Consider the following 15,397-nt stretch of genomic DNA (forward strand, 5'->3'; position numbering starts at 1 on the left):
TGAAGTTGCGATGGAAAACGAAGTTTAGTGTTTAACGACCATAATTTCTCAACACCGATAAGAGTCCAAAGTCTTCAGGTAACTCAAAACTACCAAGTAACTCAACACCGCCAAGTAACCAGCACTCCTGAGGCTGAGGAAGCTCGCGGACTCAGGCGACGTTATTTGCCCGTTTATCGCCTTTTGAGCAGTGTTTCGGACTCCAGTGCAGCTATCCTATTGAAAAAGCATCATTTAGGGCTCTTTTGTTGCCAATAGCGACGATGGAGTCCGATATTATCACAAAAGTAGCATATTTCCACGATTAAGGTCATCTGGGTCCGATTGCTCCTGCGTACGCACAAATATGAGCTATTCGCACCAAGATTGGTGTTCAACGACCATAATTTCTCCTACGTCACTAAAAGTCCAACGCCTACAAGTAACCCAAAACTACCAAGTAACTCAACACCGCCAAGTAATCAGCACCCCAGAGATTGAGGAAGCTTGCGGACTCAGGCGACGTTATTTGCCCGTTTATCGCCTTTTGAGCAGCGTTTCGGACTCCAGTGCAGTTATCCTATCGAAAAAGCCTCATTTGAGGCACTTTTGTTGCCAATAGCGACGATGGGGTCCGATAATATCACAAAAGTGGCATATTTCCACATTTAAGGTCATTTGAGTCCGATTGTCGCTGCGTACACACAAATATGAGCTAATCACACGAAGTTTGATGTTCAACGACGATAATTTTTACTACACCATTAAGAGTCCAGCGCTGCAAGTAACTCAAAACTACCAAGTAACTCAACACCGCCAAGTAATCAGCACGCTAGAGACTGAGGAAGCAAGCGGACTCAGGCGACGTTATTTGCCCGTTTATCGCCTTTTGAGCAGCGTTTCGGACTCCAATGCAGCTATCCTATCGAAAAAGCCTCATTTGGAGCACTTTTGTTGCCAATAGCGACGATGGAGTCCGATAATATCACAAAAGTGGCATATTTCCACGATTAAGGTCATCTGGGTCCGATTGCTGCTACGGCGGAATGCAGCCCTATCGGGCTGACTGTTAAGCTGAGCCTATCGATGCTTTTCCTACGACGAACCATCCGGGCTTCTCTACCCCTGCACGCAAAAACAGCCTTCCCGAAGGAAGGCTGTTACTTGACGTCCCGGAAGGGATTCGAACCCCTGACCGTGCGCTTAGAAGGCGCATGCTCTATCCAGCTGAGCTACCGGGACATATAAGAAATAATGATATGTATTGACGCAACGATATTTATTATACCGTATTCAGCAGTTTTTTCAAGACTAATATTTTGGAAAATAAGTAATCATAATCCTGTTTTGATAATAACGAGGGTGTCCTAGCTATTTTATAGCGTAAGGATACCCTCGTTTCTACTCCATACTACTCCAGATTCCGAAAATGCTGCTCTAGCTGCTTTTTTAAATCTCCGTATGTCATTAATTCTCTCTGAAACTTGGAACGTTCATCTTCCGGCGTCATAATCATACTGCCTGTAAAAGCGCTCGAAGTTACATCCTTAAAAGCATCATGCATATTGTTATCAAACCAATCGGTAGAAGTATCAGCGTCGTTAGTGAGGATACGGACAATCTCATAGCCTTCTTCGCGCTGATCTTCTACGATATACACCAAAAGCGCAGGATCACTAACAGCACCTGGCAACACACCTACTTCTGCACAAGGCGCACCGTCATACTCCATCATTCTGCGGATTTTGGCATCTTTAATATAATACACCTGTCATCCTTCCCTCCTGGCAAATTCCTCTCTCTCCTAGTGTTCGGATAAGGACATACATTTTATCCCTTCCTTCGGCATATATCTGTATTACTTGGCAAAAAAGTAAGGACAACAATCGCACAAAAAGAGAGGATGAACCATCATGTGCGGAATAACCGGATTTATCCAGTGGCGCGGAGATCTCACGCAGCACTCGCAGTTGCTGGTCAAAATGACTGAAACTTTAGCAAACCGCGGACCCGATGCAGCTGGAACTTGGATTTCAGGCCCCTGTGCATTCGGTCACCGCAGACTTAGCGTTATCGATCCAGAGAACGGTGCGCAGCCTATGATTACCCGCCATGAGGAACAGGTATATGCGATTGTGTACAACGGCGAATTATATAACGCACCCGAGCTCAAACAAGAACTTAAGCAGCGGGGTCATCAATTCCGTACCCAATGTGACACAGAGGTTCTGCTGCATGCTTATATCGAATGGGGACCGGATTGTGCAGAGAAGCTTAATGGAATCTTTGCCTTTGCGGTGTGGGACGGTCTTCGGGACCAGGTCTTTTTTGCACGCGACCGCTTAGGTGTGAAGCCCCTGTTCTATAGTAAGGTGGATGATGTCTTAGTTTTCGGCTCAGAGCCTAAAGCGCTCCTGCAGCACCCCAAGGTACAGCCAGTCGTAGGCCCTGAAGGACTAGCGGAAATCTTTATTATCGGTCCAGCCCGTACGCCAGGACACGGTGTGTATAAGGATATGCAGGAGCTTCGTCCGGGGCACGCCATGATCTATAGTCGTGAAGGTCTTCGCAGTTACGCTTATTGGAAGCTGGAAAGCGCACAACACAATGACAATGAAGCAGAGACAGCCGCTAAGGTGCGTGAACTGCTGCAGGATACGCTCGAACGTCAGCTAGTCTCAGATGTCCCTGTCTGCTCACTCTTGTCGGGAGGGCTAGATTCCAGTGCGCTAACAGCACTTGCAGTTGATTACTACAACCGAAATGGTCAGGGACGAGTGGATACGTATTCCGTCGATTATGTCGATAACGACAAGCACTTCAAGAGCCATACTTTTCAGCCCGGAGCAGATGGACCGTGGATTAAGCGAATGGTCGATGAACTAAATACAAACCATCACTATATCTCATTTGATACGCCCGAGCTTGTAGAAGCACTTGATAATGCATTGTACACACGAGATTTACCTGGGATGACCGATGTGGACTCATCTTTGTATTTATTTTGCCGCGAGATTAAAAAGAATGCTACTGTAGCCATTTCCGGCGAAGCTGCCGATGAGATTTTTGGCGGATATCCTTGGTTTCATCGGGAGGAGATGCTCTCCTCAGGAACTTTTCCTTGGTCAGTAGCTCCTAAAATGCGTGCAAGTCTATTATCCCCTGAAGTTAATGAATGGATTCGGCCGCTGGAATATTTGGGTGACAAATACAGCGATGCAGTAGCAGAAGTCCCAAAATTGGATGGGGAGACAGGTAAACAAGCACAAATGCGCGTAATGTCCTATCTAAATATTACCCGCTTCATGCCTACTCTGCTCGATCGTAAGGACAGAATGAGTATGGGGGCAGGACTAGAGGTACGTGTTCCTTATTGTGATCATCGGCTTGTTCAATATGTCTTTAATATTCCTTGGGAAATCAAGAACTTGAACGGTCGTGAAAAAGGGATTTTGCGCAAGGCGCTTGAGGGAATTCTTCCAGACGATGTGCTATATCGTAAAAAAAGTCCTTACCCAAAAACCCACAATCCAGCCTATTTAAACGCAGTACGAACACAAGTATTGAACATTCTAGATGACTCTACTTCGCCTATACTTCCTTTAATTGATGCTGCCAAAATCCGTGAGATCGCCGCTTCCCCAGAATCCTCTACCAATCTCCCTTGGTTCGGTCAGCTCATGTCCGGTCCTCAGCTGTTTGCATATCTCGCCCAAGTAGATCTCTGGCTGCGAAAATATAACGTCTCCATCCAATAAGCGACAAGCCAAACAGCAAGTCCCCGTATCGGTGGCTTGCTGTTTGGCTTGTACTCGCAATGGTTTAGAAATTAAAATTATCAGGATCCGGACCAAAACGATGGTCTTTGTTCAAATCTTCGATAGCTTTAACATCCTCATCGCTCAGCGTAAAGTCAAAGAATCCCGCATTCTCCTTGATTCGATCCGCATTCACCGATTTCGGAATCGTAATGACACCTTGCTGCAAATCCCAACGAAGCACAATTTGTGCGGGGGTCTTACCATACTTCTCAGCCAGCTCTTGGAGAAGAGGTAGATCAAGGTTCCCTTGCATTAGCGGACTCCAAGCTTCAAGCTGGATTCCTTGCTCATTGGCATACTTCAGCAGCTCGCGCTGAGTCAAAAGTGGATGGAACTCCACCTGATTCACAACTGGAACTACTCCCGTATCCTCGATGATATCCTTCAGATGATGAATCTGAAAATTGCTCACACCGATGGATTTGATGAGGCCCTCTTTTTGCAGATGAATTAGAGCTTTCCATGTCTCCCGATACTTCCCAGCCACCGGCCAGTGAATGAGATATAAATCTATATAGTCCAAGCCCAGCTTACGCCGACTAACCTCGAACGCTTTCAGTGTTGATTCATAACCTTGATCAGGGTTGCGTACTTTCGTCGTAATAAACAGTTCATCACGGGCCACTCCGCATTCACGAATAGCTTGTCCAACGCCCTCTTCGTTATTGTAACCGGCAGCCGTATCAATACTCCGATATCCTAATTCCACTGCGGTTTTGACCGCATGAATAACCTCATCGCCATCTTTAGTCTTATACACGCCAAGACCTAGCCACGGCATTGTCACTCCGTCATTTAAAGTGGGTCCCCCCGAGAACGGTGCGTTCAATTCACTCATCGCTTAACCCTCCAAGCATATTGTTATTTCGTTAATCTTACTTAACCTAATTTTACGCTTCAGAAGCAAGCGCTCCCACAAAGAGTATAGCAGACTGCATCATCATTCCCAATATTCTAATAAAAAAACGGAGGCATTAGCCCCCGCTCTTCTTATTTCTCAATTAGTTTGAAATCATCAAAATGGAATTCAGGAGAAACAATACAGGATACCAGTACCGGTTCTGAGCCTAACGGACGAGCCGCTTGCCATACGCCTGCAGGAACAACCACTTGCGGCTGTTGACCCGCAGCAATGTCGAGACCTAGGATAACTTCCTTTACATCCTCAGGCTTATCGCCATTACCTCCGAGACTAAGCACTATTGGACTACCAGAATGCCAGAACCAAACTTCATCGGACAAAACAGTATGCCAATCGGATTGCTCGCCCTCGTGAAGCAGAAAATAAATTGAAGAGGCCGAATGACGAGATCCGGAATAGCTATCGCCGAGCACTTCCTGCGGAATTTCAAATTCCGAGTTCCAAAGTCTTTTGTACCAACCACCCTCAACGTGGGGCTGTAATCCGAGCAGTTCAACTAGCGGTGAGATTTCTTTTTGTGTCACGGTAGCTTCTCTCCTTCAAAGTTTGCATGAGCAACAATAGCTTCGTATGCATAAGGTTATTTTTGCTTTTTACTTTAACGGAAGAAGCACGAATTGTAAAATTTATTTACTATCCTTGCTCGCTTTGAATACCTCAGCAATCGCGCCAAGACTTCCCAGCGTTTCAACAGCGCTTGTTGGCAAGAACACTTTATTCGCAGGACCTTTGGCGATTTCAGCCAGAGCCTCGAAGGAGCGATAAGCGAGCACATGCTCATCCAGACCTGCTGAGCGAATCAGCTCAATGCGTGATTTTTCTGCTTCAGCCACGGCTTGAATTGCTTTCGCCTCACCATGAGCTTCCAGCTCCTGTGCTTGTCTTGAACCCTCTGCTTGGCGGATACGTGCTTCCTTGTCGCCTTCCGCTTTCAGAATCTTGCTCTGCTTATCCCCTTCAGCACGCAGGATCATATCCTGCTTGGCTGCTTCCGCTTCCAAAACAATCGCCCGTTTGCTCCGCTCCGCTTTCATTTGCTTATCCATTGCTTCTTGAATATCCAGCGGCGGCTTGATATCGATAACCTCCACACGCTCGATCCGCACGCCCCACTTCTCTGTCGCTTCATCAAGCGCCAGCCGAATATCGGTCGAAATCTTTTCCCGCCCGGACAGTGTTTCATCCAATTCAAGCTTACCGATAATTTGGCGCATGGTAGCCGTCGAAATGTTTCTTACCCCATATACATAATCAGAAATGCCGTACGTGGCTTCCTCTGGTCCAACTACTTGATAGAAAATAATAGTATCGATCTGCACCTGCACGTTATCCTTCGTGATTACCGTTTGTGGAGGCACATTTGCTTGTTGAATCCGTAGGTCATGGTACGTACGCACCTGATCAATCACAGGAATCAAAATGTTGAGACCCGGTGTCAGTAGACGATTGAATTTACCCAGACGTTCCACTACGCCTACCCGTTGTTGCGGTACGATTTTGATCGTTAATGCCACAAAAACTACGACCACGACAAGAATAATTCCGATAATTGCCCATTCCATTAGTTCATGTCCCCCCATCGTTCTACTTCGATAATGGTCGTGCCTCTCTTCACTACTCTGACTACTTCGTCCTTGCCCAAAGACTGGTCAGAGCTCGCGCTCCACGTATCTCCGCCTACCTTCACTTGCCCATAGCGCCCTTGCTCAATCGGCTCAATGACGACTCCTTGCCTGCCTACGATTTCTGTGCCTGTATCCTTGAACCCACGTGAGCTGCGAAATTTAGAAACCAGTGGTTTCGAGAATATAGTTAGACCAAGTGCGACCAGTGATCCGAGGACCACCTGAAACAAAATGGCTTCAGGAACAATCAACGATACCAAGCCTGCGGCTAACGCACCAATACTAAGCCACAGCAGATAAAAAGTAAGCGTCATCATCTCTACAACAAACAGGACACCGGCTGCGATCAACCAAAACACAACCATCGGTGAACCCACCACCTTCCGTATGATACTACTATAACGAAAAAAACAGCGATGCGTTGCATAGTTCCGTAAAATTATTGCAGGCATGTATATAATTTATATTCATAACATCGGAGGTTATGTGTTCTGCATGCTTTTCCTGAAAAAGAGGACATGCACCTTTTCTATCAAAGTTCCCCTAAACAAGTATCCATGAATTAGAAAAATGTCCCCCTATATTACTGAATTTTATCCCTAGCATAATCGCTCTCTATGCTTGAAAATAAGAAATGCCTTCACCCATAAATAAGAAATTAATCCTAATTATTGAACTCCAAACCCACTCTTCTACTCACCCTACACCCCTTTAACAATGTTACTCTACAAGTTTGTCAAAATGTAATCCTTAAAACAGCAGTTTAGAAAGCGCTTACTTATTGTGTAAGCTTTATGTGGACCGCTATTTTTTTGCTGCTAAATCTATGAAATGGGTGTCAGTAGAATGAGAGATATGCAAGGGTGAAGGTACAGGTGAATTTCAAATTATGGGAGGTGAAGGTAGGGTTTCTTGCCGAAAAGAATTTCGAACTACACATTGAACCTTGGAGGTATAAAATCAATGATATTCACGAAAAAAAGTTCACGTAAGACCTTTGCGATCGCAATGATCGCCGCGCTTGTTCTTACACTTTTTTCAGCCCTGGGTAGTAGTGCCAAAACGGCCAACGCCGCACAGGATTATAAACTGGTTGGTTATTACGCTTCTTGGGCCGCTTACGGGCGGGCTTACAATGTATCAGATATCGATCCCACCAAAATGAATGTCATTAACTACGCCTTTGCAGATATTTGTTGGAATGGTATTCACGGCAACCCTGACCCTACTGGCCCTAATCCGGTAACTTGGAGCTGTCAAAATGAGCAAGCACAGACCATTAACGTTCCGAACGGCACGATTGTGCTGGGTGACCCGTGGATTGACACCGGAAAGAGCTTTGGGGATGACAAATGGGATGATCCCATCAAAGGTAACCTGAAGCAGCTGTGGAAGCTGAAAGAAAAGAACCCGAACCTGAAAACATTGATCTCCGTTGGAGGCTGGACCTGGTCGAACCGTTTCTCGGATGTGGCGGCTACGGCCGTAACCCGTGAGGTTTTTGCCAACTCTGCGGTAGACTTTATTCGTAAATATAAAATGGACGGAGTCGATCTCGACTGGGAGTACCCAGTCAGCGGTGGGCTTGCAGGCAACAGCTACCGTCCCGAAGACAAGGAGAACTATGTCCTTCTTCTGCAAAAAATCCGTGAGAAGCTAAATGCTGCCGGTCAGACCGACGGAAAAACCTATCTGCTGACCATTGCTTCCGGTGCAGGACCGACATATGTCAATAACAATAACCTTGCTGGCATTGCTTCCATTGTTGACTGGATCAATATTATGACCTATGACTTCAACGGAAGCTGGAATAAGACTACAGGTCACAATGCTCCTTTGTACTATGATCCAGCCGCATCTTCATCAGGCCTGACCGAACCGCAAAACTTCAACATCGACAAAGCGGTAACCAGCTATTTAGCCAATGGCGTACCTGCGAACAAATTAGTTCTTGGTATGGGATTCTATGGCCGTGGTTGGGGAGGTGCTCCTGCAGCAGGAAATGGCCAATACCAATTGTCTGCTGGTATTTCGTCCACAGGTACATGGGAGAAGGGAAGCTATGATTTCTACGACCTCGAAGCTAATTATATTAACAAAAACGGCTATACCCGTTATTGGAATGACACTTCAAAAGTGCCTTATCTCTATAATCCAACGAACCAAACTTTTATCAGCTATGACGACGTAGAATCTTTTGGCCATAAGATCAATTATCTCAAATCAAAAGGCTTAGCTGGTGCTATGTTCTGGGAGACAAGTGGTGACCGGAACAAAACACTAACCAACAAACTGAACGCCGATCTTGGCGGCGGAGTTGTGCAACCGACACCGACTCCAACGGCAACAGTAACTCCAACACCATCGCCGACGCCTACTGTAAGCCCAACGACAACACCGACACCAACACCAACGGTAACTCCAACCCCAACTCCGACGGCTACTCCGGGACAATGTGCAGCGGCATGGAGCCAGACAGCTGTATATACTGGCGGCCAGCAAGTTTCTTACAACGGTTCAGTCTATGAAGCTAAATGGTGGACACAAGGCGATCGTCCCGACCTTAGCGGTGCTACTGGAGTCTGGAAATTCATCAACGTATGCGGGACAGCCACTCCGACTCCGACGGCAACAGTAGCACCGACGGCAACTCCAGCGCCAACGGCAACTCCGGCACCAACAGTAGCACCAACTCCTGGGGGTTCTAGCTGGGCTGCAGGAGTCACATATAAAACTGGCGATATCGTTAGCTATAATGCCAAAACGTATACTTGCCTCCAGCCCCATACTTCACTTCAAGGCTGGGAACCAGCGACCACACCCGCTCTTTGGAAGTTGAATTAAGACTCCCGATTTGCGAGAAAGGATCACTGTTCCTATGTACTCCCGCAGTCATATTATCCCTTTTGGAGGAATGTTAAATGAATATAAGTACACGTAATAGGCGGAGTAAATCCGCACGCTACATTGCGGCCTTAATGAGCGCCATCATTCTGCTTCCGCTTTACACAAGTGCAGGCGGATCGTCACAAGTGGCCTTTGCAGCAGGGACAACGCCAACTGCTCCCGCTCCCGCTGCAGATCATCCACGTAAAATTGTTGCTTACTTCCCGGAGTGGGGAGATCAGGAAAATAAAGGATTTTATACTGTCGACAAAATACCGTGGGGCAAAATCACTCACATTAACTATGCGTTCGCCAAAGTAAATCCTCAAACGAACAAGATTGATCTGATGGACCGTACAGCAGCTATCGAAAAAGACTATCCCGACCAACTAACTAATTTGCCGTATAAAGGACATTTTAATCAACTCGTAAAGTATAAGCAGCTATATCCCGATGTCCGCACCCTGATTTCGGTTGGCGGCTGGTCGGGTTCTGGTGGTTTTTATAGCATGGCCAATTCAGAAGCTGGCCGTGATACGTTTGCGAACAGCGTTGTAGATTTTCTACGTACCTACCAGTTCAACGGTGTGGACATTGATTGGGAGTACCCATCCGGTACTGGCCAATCAGGTAACCCGAATGACTTCGGTGTAGCCGAACCGCTGCGTGCAGTGAACTACAACAATTATGTTCTCCTCATGAAAAAGCTTCGCGAAAAGCTGGATCAGGCAGGCGCTCAGGACAATCAAAAATATGACCTAACCATCGCTGCAACCGCCTCCTCCTGGATTCTGGGCGGGATGAAGTTAGGGGAAGCTAACCAGTATTTGGACTGGGCAAACCTTATGACCTATGATTTCCACGGTGCATGGAATGGATATGTAGGGCCGCATTCCGCCCTGTACCCGGATTCTCGAGATACCGAAACAGCTGCGCTCGGCACTCCGGTTCTGAATACCGACTGGGCCGTTCGATACTATTTGGGTACGCTTCCTCCGGAAAAAATCGTCATCGGAGTTCCTTATTACTCACGTGGCTGGAAGAATGTAAATGGGGGCATCAACAACACCGGTCTTTACGGTACAGCTCCTACAACCGGAGGCGGAGCGGATGGCGTATACGGAATCTGGAACGATCCTGCACCAGAGCAGCCGGCTGGCGCAAATCCAATCTGGCATGTGCTGAATCTGCTCAAAGACCCAGCGAACAAACGCTATTTTGATCCTGTTACCAAAACCCCATACTTGTACAACGCAGACAAGAAGGTTTTTCTTACGTATGAAGATAAGGAATCTCTCGGTTACAAACTGGATTATATCAAGCAAAAAGGATTGGGGGGGATGATGTTTTGGGAATTAACAGGCGACTACTCTGAAAAGAGTGATGGCACCTATACGTATGGCAACTCGTTGACCGATTTTGCCTATGACCAGCTTAAGTCAGCATCTCTACCAGGAGGAACGCCAAAGCCACAACTACCTGCGCCTAAGAACTTCAGTCTTAGCTTCAGTGGCACTTACGATCATCCGAATTATACCTACTCCTTAAAAATAACGAATAACACAGGTGCGGATATCTCCGGTGGCTGGAAGCTGGAATTCGATCTACCGACAACAACAACCCTGACTTCTGCATGGGGAGCTGGAACTGTAGAGCAAATATCGACGGCTTGGGACTTTAACCGCTATCGTATTACCGGAACGGCATCCCAAACGATTGCAAACGGAGCCACATTGGAAGTTCCGGGCATGATGAAGCTGAATTTCTCGGGCGGTCCGCAGCGAATTACGCTGAACGGAAGCTCATCCCAGCAGGAATACGACAAACTGTATGGAGGCATCACTCCAACGCCTACACCTACTCCAACAGTGACACCGACAACTACACCAACGGCGACGCCAACACCGAAGCCTACCGTAACACCGACGCCGACTGCAACCATAGCACCTACTCCAACACCAACCGTTGCACCAACGCCGACACCAACTATAGCACCTACTCCAACACCAACTGTTGCACCAACGCCGACACCAACTATAGCACCTACTTCAACACCAACCGTAACACCAACGCCAACTGCAACACCGAGTCCGGGAATATCTGCCTGGGCAGCAGGAGTAGCATACAAAGCGGGTGATAAGGTTAGCTACAACGGGTTAACGTATACATGTCTACAGCCCCACACTTCACTTCTGGGCTGGGAACCGACAGCAACACCTGCACTCTGGAAGCTGAACTAATTCATTAATATGATAAGTTTCACCTAATGAACCAAAAGAAGCTTGCAAACCAAGATATGTATCTTGGATTTGCAAGCTTCTTTATTTTATCTCTCATGCGACCGCATGGAGCGCTTAGATTAGGAATTCAAGTCGTTAGCAGCAGCTAGCTTCTCAGTCAGCGACCTTAGCGCAGTTCCTCGGTGGCTAATCCGCTGCTTCTCTTCGAGCGTTAGCTCGGCCATTGTCTTTTCATATTCCGCCAAGTAAAACAATGGATCGTAGCCGAAGCCTCCACCACCAGCTGGCTCGGATGTAATCCATCCCTCCACTGCACCTTCAGCGGTTAACTCCCGTCCTGAGCTTGGATCGTATAAGGACAATGTACAGACAAACCGAGCTGTACTTAGCAAAGGCTGTCCGGTATCCTCGCCCTGCTTCAGCTTCTCCAGCTCGCTAAGCAGCTTCAGGTTGTTCTCTTCATCTCCCGCATCTTCCCCTGCATAACGTGCAGAGTACACACCCGGTCTGCCATCCAAAGCATCTACGCAAAGACCCGAGTCATCGGCGAGTACCGGGATTCCAAGGGCGTCACCTACGGCTTTGGATTTTTTAAAGGCGTTCTCGGCAAAAGTGGCTCCATCTTCTACCACATCGGGCAGATCCGGATAATCGTACATACTTTTTACTGTCAGCCCCAGCGGGGCAAAAGCATGCTCGAATTCGCGTACTTTTCCCTTATTCTTCGTCGCAACAATGAGAATGCCACCGTCAGACTTCATGCTACACCTCTTGTCCCGGCTGGCCGGAAGGGATTTTGAGAGCAATTGCTCCCAGCGCTTCTTTCTGCGCAGCAATCAGTTCATAGATTCCCTTCTCACCTAGACCCAGCAAAAGATCCAGCTCTTGACGTGTGAAAGGTCTTTCTTCGCCAGTCCCCTGAAGCTCAACAAAGGCACCGCCGCCAGTCATAACTACATTCATATCTACTTTTGCTTTGGAATCTTCTTCATAATTCAAATCCAGCAGCGTTTTATCTCCTACAACTCCGACACTGATTGCCCCCAAAAAATCTGTTATAGGAAACACTGGCAGCTTGTGCTGAACTGCAATTTTGTTAATTGCAAAAGCCATAGCAACAAAAGCACCTGTAATCGAAGCGGTTCGTGTTCCACCGTCCGCCTGAATCACATCACAGTCCAGCGTAATACTACGCTCACCTAACGCTTGTAAATTCACTACCGAACGAAGTGCTCGTCCGATTAACCGTTGGATCTCCATGGTGCGTCCAGTAAGTTTACCGCGTGCAGCTTCACGCTGATTACGGGATTGGGTTGCCCGAGGAAGCATTGAATATTCAGCGGTTACCCAGCCTTTTCCTTGCCCTTTAAGAAATGGAGGCACTTTTTCCTCCACAGTAGCCGTACAAATGACTTTGGTATCTCCCATTTCAATGATTACGGAGCCCTCAGCATATTTATTCGTTTGGGTTGTTATTGTCAGCGGCCGTAATTGGTCGTCGTTTCGCCCGTTTGATCTCATCTTTTCTGCCTCCTACATCGTATAGCTAAAAGTTTAGCGTGAGTCCCATTTCACCGTAGCGCACTGCTTGGGACCTTACGTCTTTTTGAGCAACTTTTATTCTACCAAAGAGGAGGCACAAAAGCATCTTTTAAACCTTACGGGGTCATTCTATAACGGGATCTCATTCAAATATTCTGGTGCGGAAACAGGTTTGCTGTAGTCCACATTATCCGTATCCGTTATTGATTCCTTGCCGTTTAAGCGAATTTGCACAAGAGAATCGTCTGAGTTTTGCGCAACCGTCAGTACAACGGATTCCAGCATCTCGGCTGGCACGCCTTTACCGTCTGTGAACATATCATCTGTCAAGGACACGGTAACTACACCGTTCTGCCCTGCATCGACGGAATCAAGAATCGTTCCCTGCGTCATGACCATTTCCAGCCCATTTCCGGATTCAGGCCCTGCAATCAATTCGTTCAAAGCAGCAGTCAGCTGTTCTTGTCCGGCGGGTACAAAGCGAGTTACAGGAACATAATATTGGATACCGTCAGGAGATGTTGTGGAAAAATAAACAGTAACCGCACTGGAGTTCATCAGAAGTGGACCTTGCTTCGGCAAGTTAATGCCCATTGTGCGGGTTAATGGACGATCCAGCGGAGTTCCTTGAAGCGGCATCTCTGTGAGCTTCTTACCATCTACCCAGAGCTGTACGCTTTTAATGTCATCTTGACCGGTCAGCGTCCAAGTGATAGCTTCGAGGATTTTACGTTCCTCTAAAGGATCATAGTTATTGAATTCTTTATTAAATTCCACGACAGCTAAATTCGACTTCTTGTCTACCGTAACACTCTGGACTTCCGTTCCAGCTGGAAGAACGCCTAGGAATCCTTCAGGCACTGATGAGGCATATTCTCCCTTGCTCACTAATGCCATTAACGAGTTTTTGAGTGCGCTGGAATCTTTGCTCTTGGGCAAGCTTAGGGATACAGGAGCGAGTAATCCATTACCATCTTCCAAAAATACAGTTGTGCGATCTCCGGAAGCATTGCCCTGTGAAGTTTTGGTGCTGCCTTTAACCGCTGTCTGTGTATCATCCTGTGTCACAGGACCGAATACACCTGAATCCAACGTAGTATTTCCACTAGTCTGTAACATTTGTGCTTCAACCTCTGGTGGCGGAGCATCAATCGATGCCGATTCTGAACCAAACAGCCCACAGCCGGACAGTGCCAGTGGAACTGCGAGTAAGCAGACTGCGGAGATTCCGCGGATTTGTTGCATAGGTTTCATCATTTATTACCCCTTTCAAGGTTAGATATCATTTGTACTGCTATGTATACGAGACCTTTGTCCAAAAAATAACAACAGCTTATCCTAAATTGTTGGAAAAGCCTGTGAACTACTTTTTCACATCAAGAAGGGCTTGGATTTCAGTTCACTGAAACTCCCCTCTCTGGACAAATACTTTCTGTAAACGTACAATCTGAGGTAACAACAGTCCTTAACATCATACTAACGTTTGCTGTAATGAAATGACTTACTAAACAACGAGGTGACTGAACATGGCTGATGAAAAAATTGCAAAAATACCGTACAGTCTGAACAGCAAGGCCGTTGCAGATGCGACCAAATTCTGGCTGAACAAGCGTGGAGTAACCCTGGAGGAAATCGCGGAGCTCGTTATGTTTCTGCAACAGAAATACTATCCGAATTTAACGATGGATGAATGTATCCATAATGTAGAGATGGTGCTTAGCAAGCGGGAAGTACAAAATGCTGTACTAACAGGCATTCAATTAGATGTAATGGCAGAAGAGGGCAAGCTGTTCTCCCCACTTCAGGATATGATCGAAAATGATGAGGGATTGTACGGCGTAGATGAGATTCTTGCCTTCTCTATCGTGAACGTATACGGCAGTATCGGGTTTACCAACTATGGCTATGTGGACAAGCTAAAGCCAGGCGTTCTTCAAAGGTTAAATGACAAAACCACCGGACAGATCCACACCTACCTCGACGACATCGTCGGAGCTGTGGCGGCGGCAGCCAGTAGCCGAATCGCACACCGCAAGCAAGCCGAGCGCGAAATTGAGCTTGAACTGCCTCATACACCGGAGGATCGTGAAGAGGCCGCTAGGAAACTTGCGGAATATGATGAAACTCCGGAGTGAGTTTCGGATGCATCAAAATGAGGAGTTTCAGATATATCAAATGAAACTCTGAAAGAAAGCGATTGTTTCGTAAGCCCTGCGGGCTGCTGAAACAATCGCTTTTTTGTGAGTAGCGGGCGAGGGGTTCTGCTGTAGGGGTTCTGCGGTGGGGGTTCTACAGGGCTCGTTGGCTACAAGGAAATCCTCCCTATAAAATAACGATTTTGGCTCAAATTCAGAGATTATACGGAATTCTTCCCTATAATCT

12 protein-coding genes and 1 tRNA gene are annotated in these 15,397 nt (G+C 47.0%); 4 read left to right on the plus strand and 9 right to left on the minus strand.

The annotated features are described in order from the left end of the window. Positions 1-1,147: 1,147 nt before the first annotated feature. Positions 1,148-1,221 (minus strand) — tRNA-Arg (locus tag QNH28_RS23860). 169 nt (positions 1,222-1,390) lie between these two features. Next, a complete protein-coding gene (locus QNH28_RS23865; RefSeq protein ID WP_076286059.1) occupies positions 1,391-1,747 on the minus strand; it encodes a hypothetical protein in 357 nt (118 codons plus the stop codon). 145 nt (positions 1,748-1,892) lie between these two features. Between QNH28_RS23865 and asnB the strand changes: the two genes are divergently transcribed. Next, positions 1,893-3,737: an asparagine synthase (glutamine-hydrolyzing) gene (gene asnB / locus QNH28_RS23870; protein WP_283908819.1), complete on the plus strand. Its 1,845-nt coding sequence runs from the start codon at positions 1,893-1,895 to the stop codon at positions 3,735-3,737. A 64-nt stretch (positions 3,738-3,801) separates the two neighbouring features. On the opposite strand, the gene QNH28_RS23875 is transcribed toward asnB, so the two are convergent. The 4 genes from QNH28_RS23875 to QNH28_RS23890 form a co-directional block, all read right to left on the minus strand. After that, positions 3,802-4,638 carry an aldo/keto reductase gene (locus tag QNH28_RS23875; protein ID WP_283908820.1) on the minus strand — a complete coding sequence of 279 codons (837 nt, stop codon included), beginning with the start codon at positions 4,636-4,638 and terminating at the stop codon, positions 3,802-3,804. 152 nt (positions 4,639-4,790) lie between these two features. Next, a complete protein-coding gene (locus QNH28_RS23880; RefSeq protein ID WP_283908821.1) occupies positions 4,791-5,246 on the minus strand; it encodes a cupin domain-containing protein in 456 nt (151 codons plus the stop codon). Positions 5,247-5,348: 102 nt separating this feature from the next. After that, entirely contained in the window at positions 5,349-6,284 is a 936-nt protein-coding gene (locus QNH28_RS23885) for an SPFH domain-containing protein (RefSeq protein ID WP_283908822.1), read from the minus strand. Continuing rightward, positions 6,284-6,712: an NfeD family protein gene (locus tag QNH28_RS23890; protein WP_283908823.1), complete on the minus strand. Its 429-nt coding sequence runs from the start codon at positions 6,710-6,712 to the stop codon at positions 6,284-6,286. Before QNH28_RS23890 ends, QNH28_RS23885 begins: the two co-directional genes overlap by 1 nt. A 598-nt stretch (positions 6,713-7,310) precedes the next feature. Here QNH28_RS23890 and QNH28_RS23895 point away from each other — a divergent pair. Both QNH28_RS23895 and QNH28_RS23900 read left to right on the plus strand, forming a co-directional pair. Continuing rightward, complete coding sequence (locus QNH28_RS23895) at positions 7,311-9,191, plus strand: glycosyl hydrolase family 18 protein (RefSeq protein ID WP_283908824.1); 1,881 nt, start codon at positions 7,311-7,313, stop codon at positions 9,189-9,191. 77 nt (positions 9,192-9,268) lie between these two features. After that, positions 9,269-11,473: a glycosyl hydrolase family 18 protein gene (locus tag QNH28_RS23900; protein ID WP_283908825.1), complete on the plus strand. Its 2,205-nt coding sequence runs from the start codon at positions 9,269-9,271 to the stop codon at positions 11,471-11,473. Between the two features lie 119 nt (positions 11,474-11,592). Here QNH28_RS23900 and QNH28_RS23905 read toward each other — a convergent pair whose 3' ends face one another. The 3 genes from QNH28_RS23905 to QNH28_RS23915 form a co-directional block, all read right to left on the minus strand. Next, on the minus strand, positions 11,593-12,234 hold the full coding sequence (locus tag QNH28_RS23905; RefSeq protein ID WP_283908826.1) for an XTP/dITP diphosphatase: 642 nt from the start codon (positions 12,232-12,234) through the stop codon (positions 11,593-11,595). A 1-nt stretch (position 12,235) separates the two neighbouring features. Further along, positions 12,236-12,994 carry a ribonuclease PH gene (rph, locus tag QNH28_RS23910; protein WP_094878472.1) on the minus strand — a complete coding sequence of 253 codons (759 nt, stop codon included), beginning with the start codon at positions 12,992-12,994 and terminating at the stop codon, positions 12,236-12,238. Positions 12,995-13,144: 150 nt separating this feature from the next. Continuing rightward, positions 13,145-14,269: a GerMN domain-containing protein gene (locus tag QNH28_RS23915; RefSeq protein ID WP_283912247.1), complete on the minus strand. Its 1,125-nt coding sequence runs from the start codon at positions 14,267-14,269 to the stop codon at positions 13,145-13,147. A 272-nt stretch (positions 14,270-14,541) separates the two neighbouring features. On the opposite strand from QNH28_RS23915, the gene QNH28_RS23920 reads away from it, so the two are divergent. Then, positions 14,542-15,150, plus strand: coding sequence for a phosphatidylglycerophosphatase A family protein (locus tag QNH28_RS23920; protein ID WP_283908827.1), 609 nt, complete (start codon positions 14,542-14,544; stop codon positions 15,148-15,150). The last annotated feature ends 247 nt before the right edge of the window (positions 15,151-15,397 follow it).

The sequence above is a fragment of the Paenibacillus sp. G2S3 genome (assembly GCF_030123105.1).
Taxonomy (GTDB): domain Bacteria; phylum Bacillota; class Bacilli; order Paenibacillales; family Paenibacillaceae; genus Paenibacillus_AQ.

What these genes read in the sequence shown, in the direction of transcription:
- QNH28_RS23915 (WP_283912247.1), bottom strand. Translation starts at nt 14,269, where the DNA reads ATGAAACCTATGCAACAAATCCGCGGAATCTCCGCAGTCTGCTTACTC.
- rph (WP_094878472.1), bottom strand. Translation starts at nt 12,994, where the DNA reads ATGAGATCAAACGGGCGAAACGACGACCAATTACGGCCGCTGACAATA.
- asnB (WP_283908819.1), top strand. Translation starts at nt 1,893, where the DNA reads ATGTGCGGAATAACCGGATTTATCCAGTGGCGCGGAGATCTCACGCAG.
- QNH28_RS23920 (WP_283908827.1), top strand. Translation starts at nt 14,542, where the DNA reads ATGGCTGATGAAAAAATTGCAAAAATACCGTACAGTCTGAACAGCAAG.
- QNH28_RS23895 (WP_283908824.1), top strand. Translation starts at nt 7,311, where the DNA reads ATGATATTCACGAAAAAAAGTTCACGTAAGACCTTTGCGATCGCAATG.
- QNH28_RS23905 (WP_283908826.1), bottom strand. Translation starts at nt 12,234, where the DNA reads ATGAAGTCTGACGGTGGCATTCTCATTGTTGCGACGAAGAATAAGGGA.
- QNH28_RS23900 (WP_283908825.1), top strand. Translation starts at nt 9,269, where the DNA reads ATGAATATAAGTACACGTAATAGGCGGAGTAAATCCGCACGCTACATT.
- QNH28_RS23875 (WP_283908820.1), bottom strand. Translation starts at nt 4,638, where the DNA reads ATGAGTGAATTGAACGCACCGTTCTCGGGGGGACCCACTTTAAATGAC.
- QNH28_RS23885 (WP_283908822.1), bottom strand. Translation starts at nt 6,284, where the DNA reads ATGGAATGGGCAATTATCGGAATTATTCTTGTCGTGGTCGTAGTTTTT.
- QNH28_RS23890 (WP_283908823.1), bottom strand. Translation starts at nt 6,712, where the DNA reads ATGGTTGTGTTTTGGTTGATCGCAGCCGGTGTCCTGTTTGTTGTAGAG.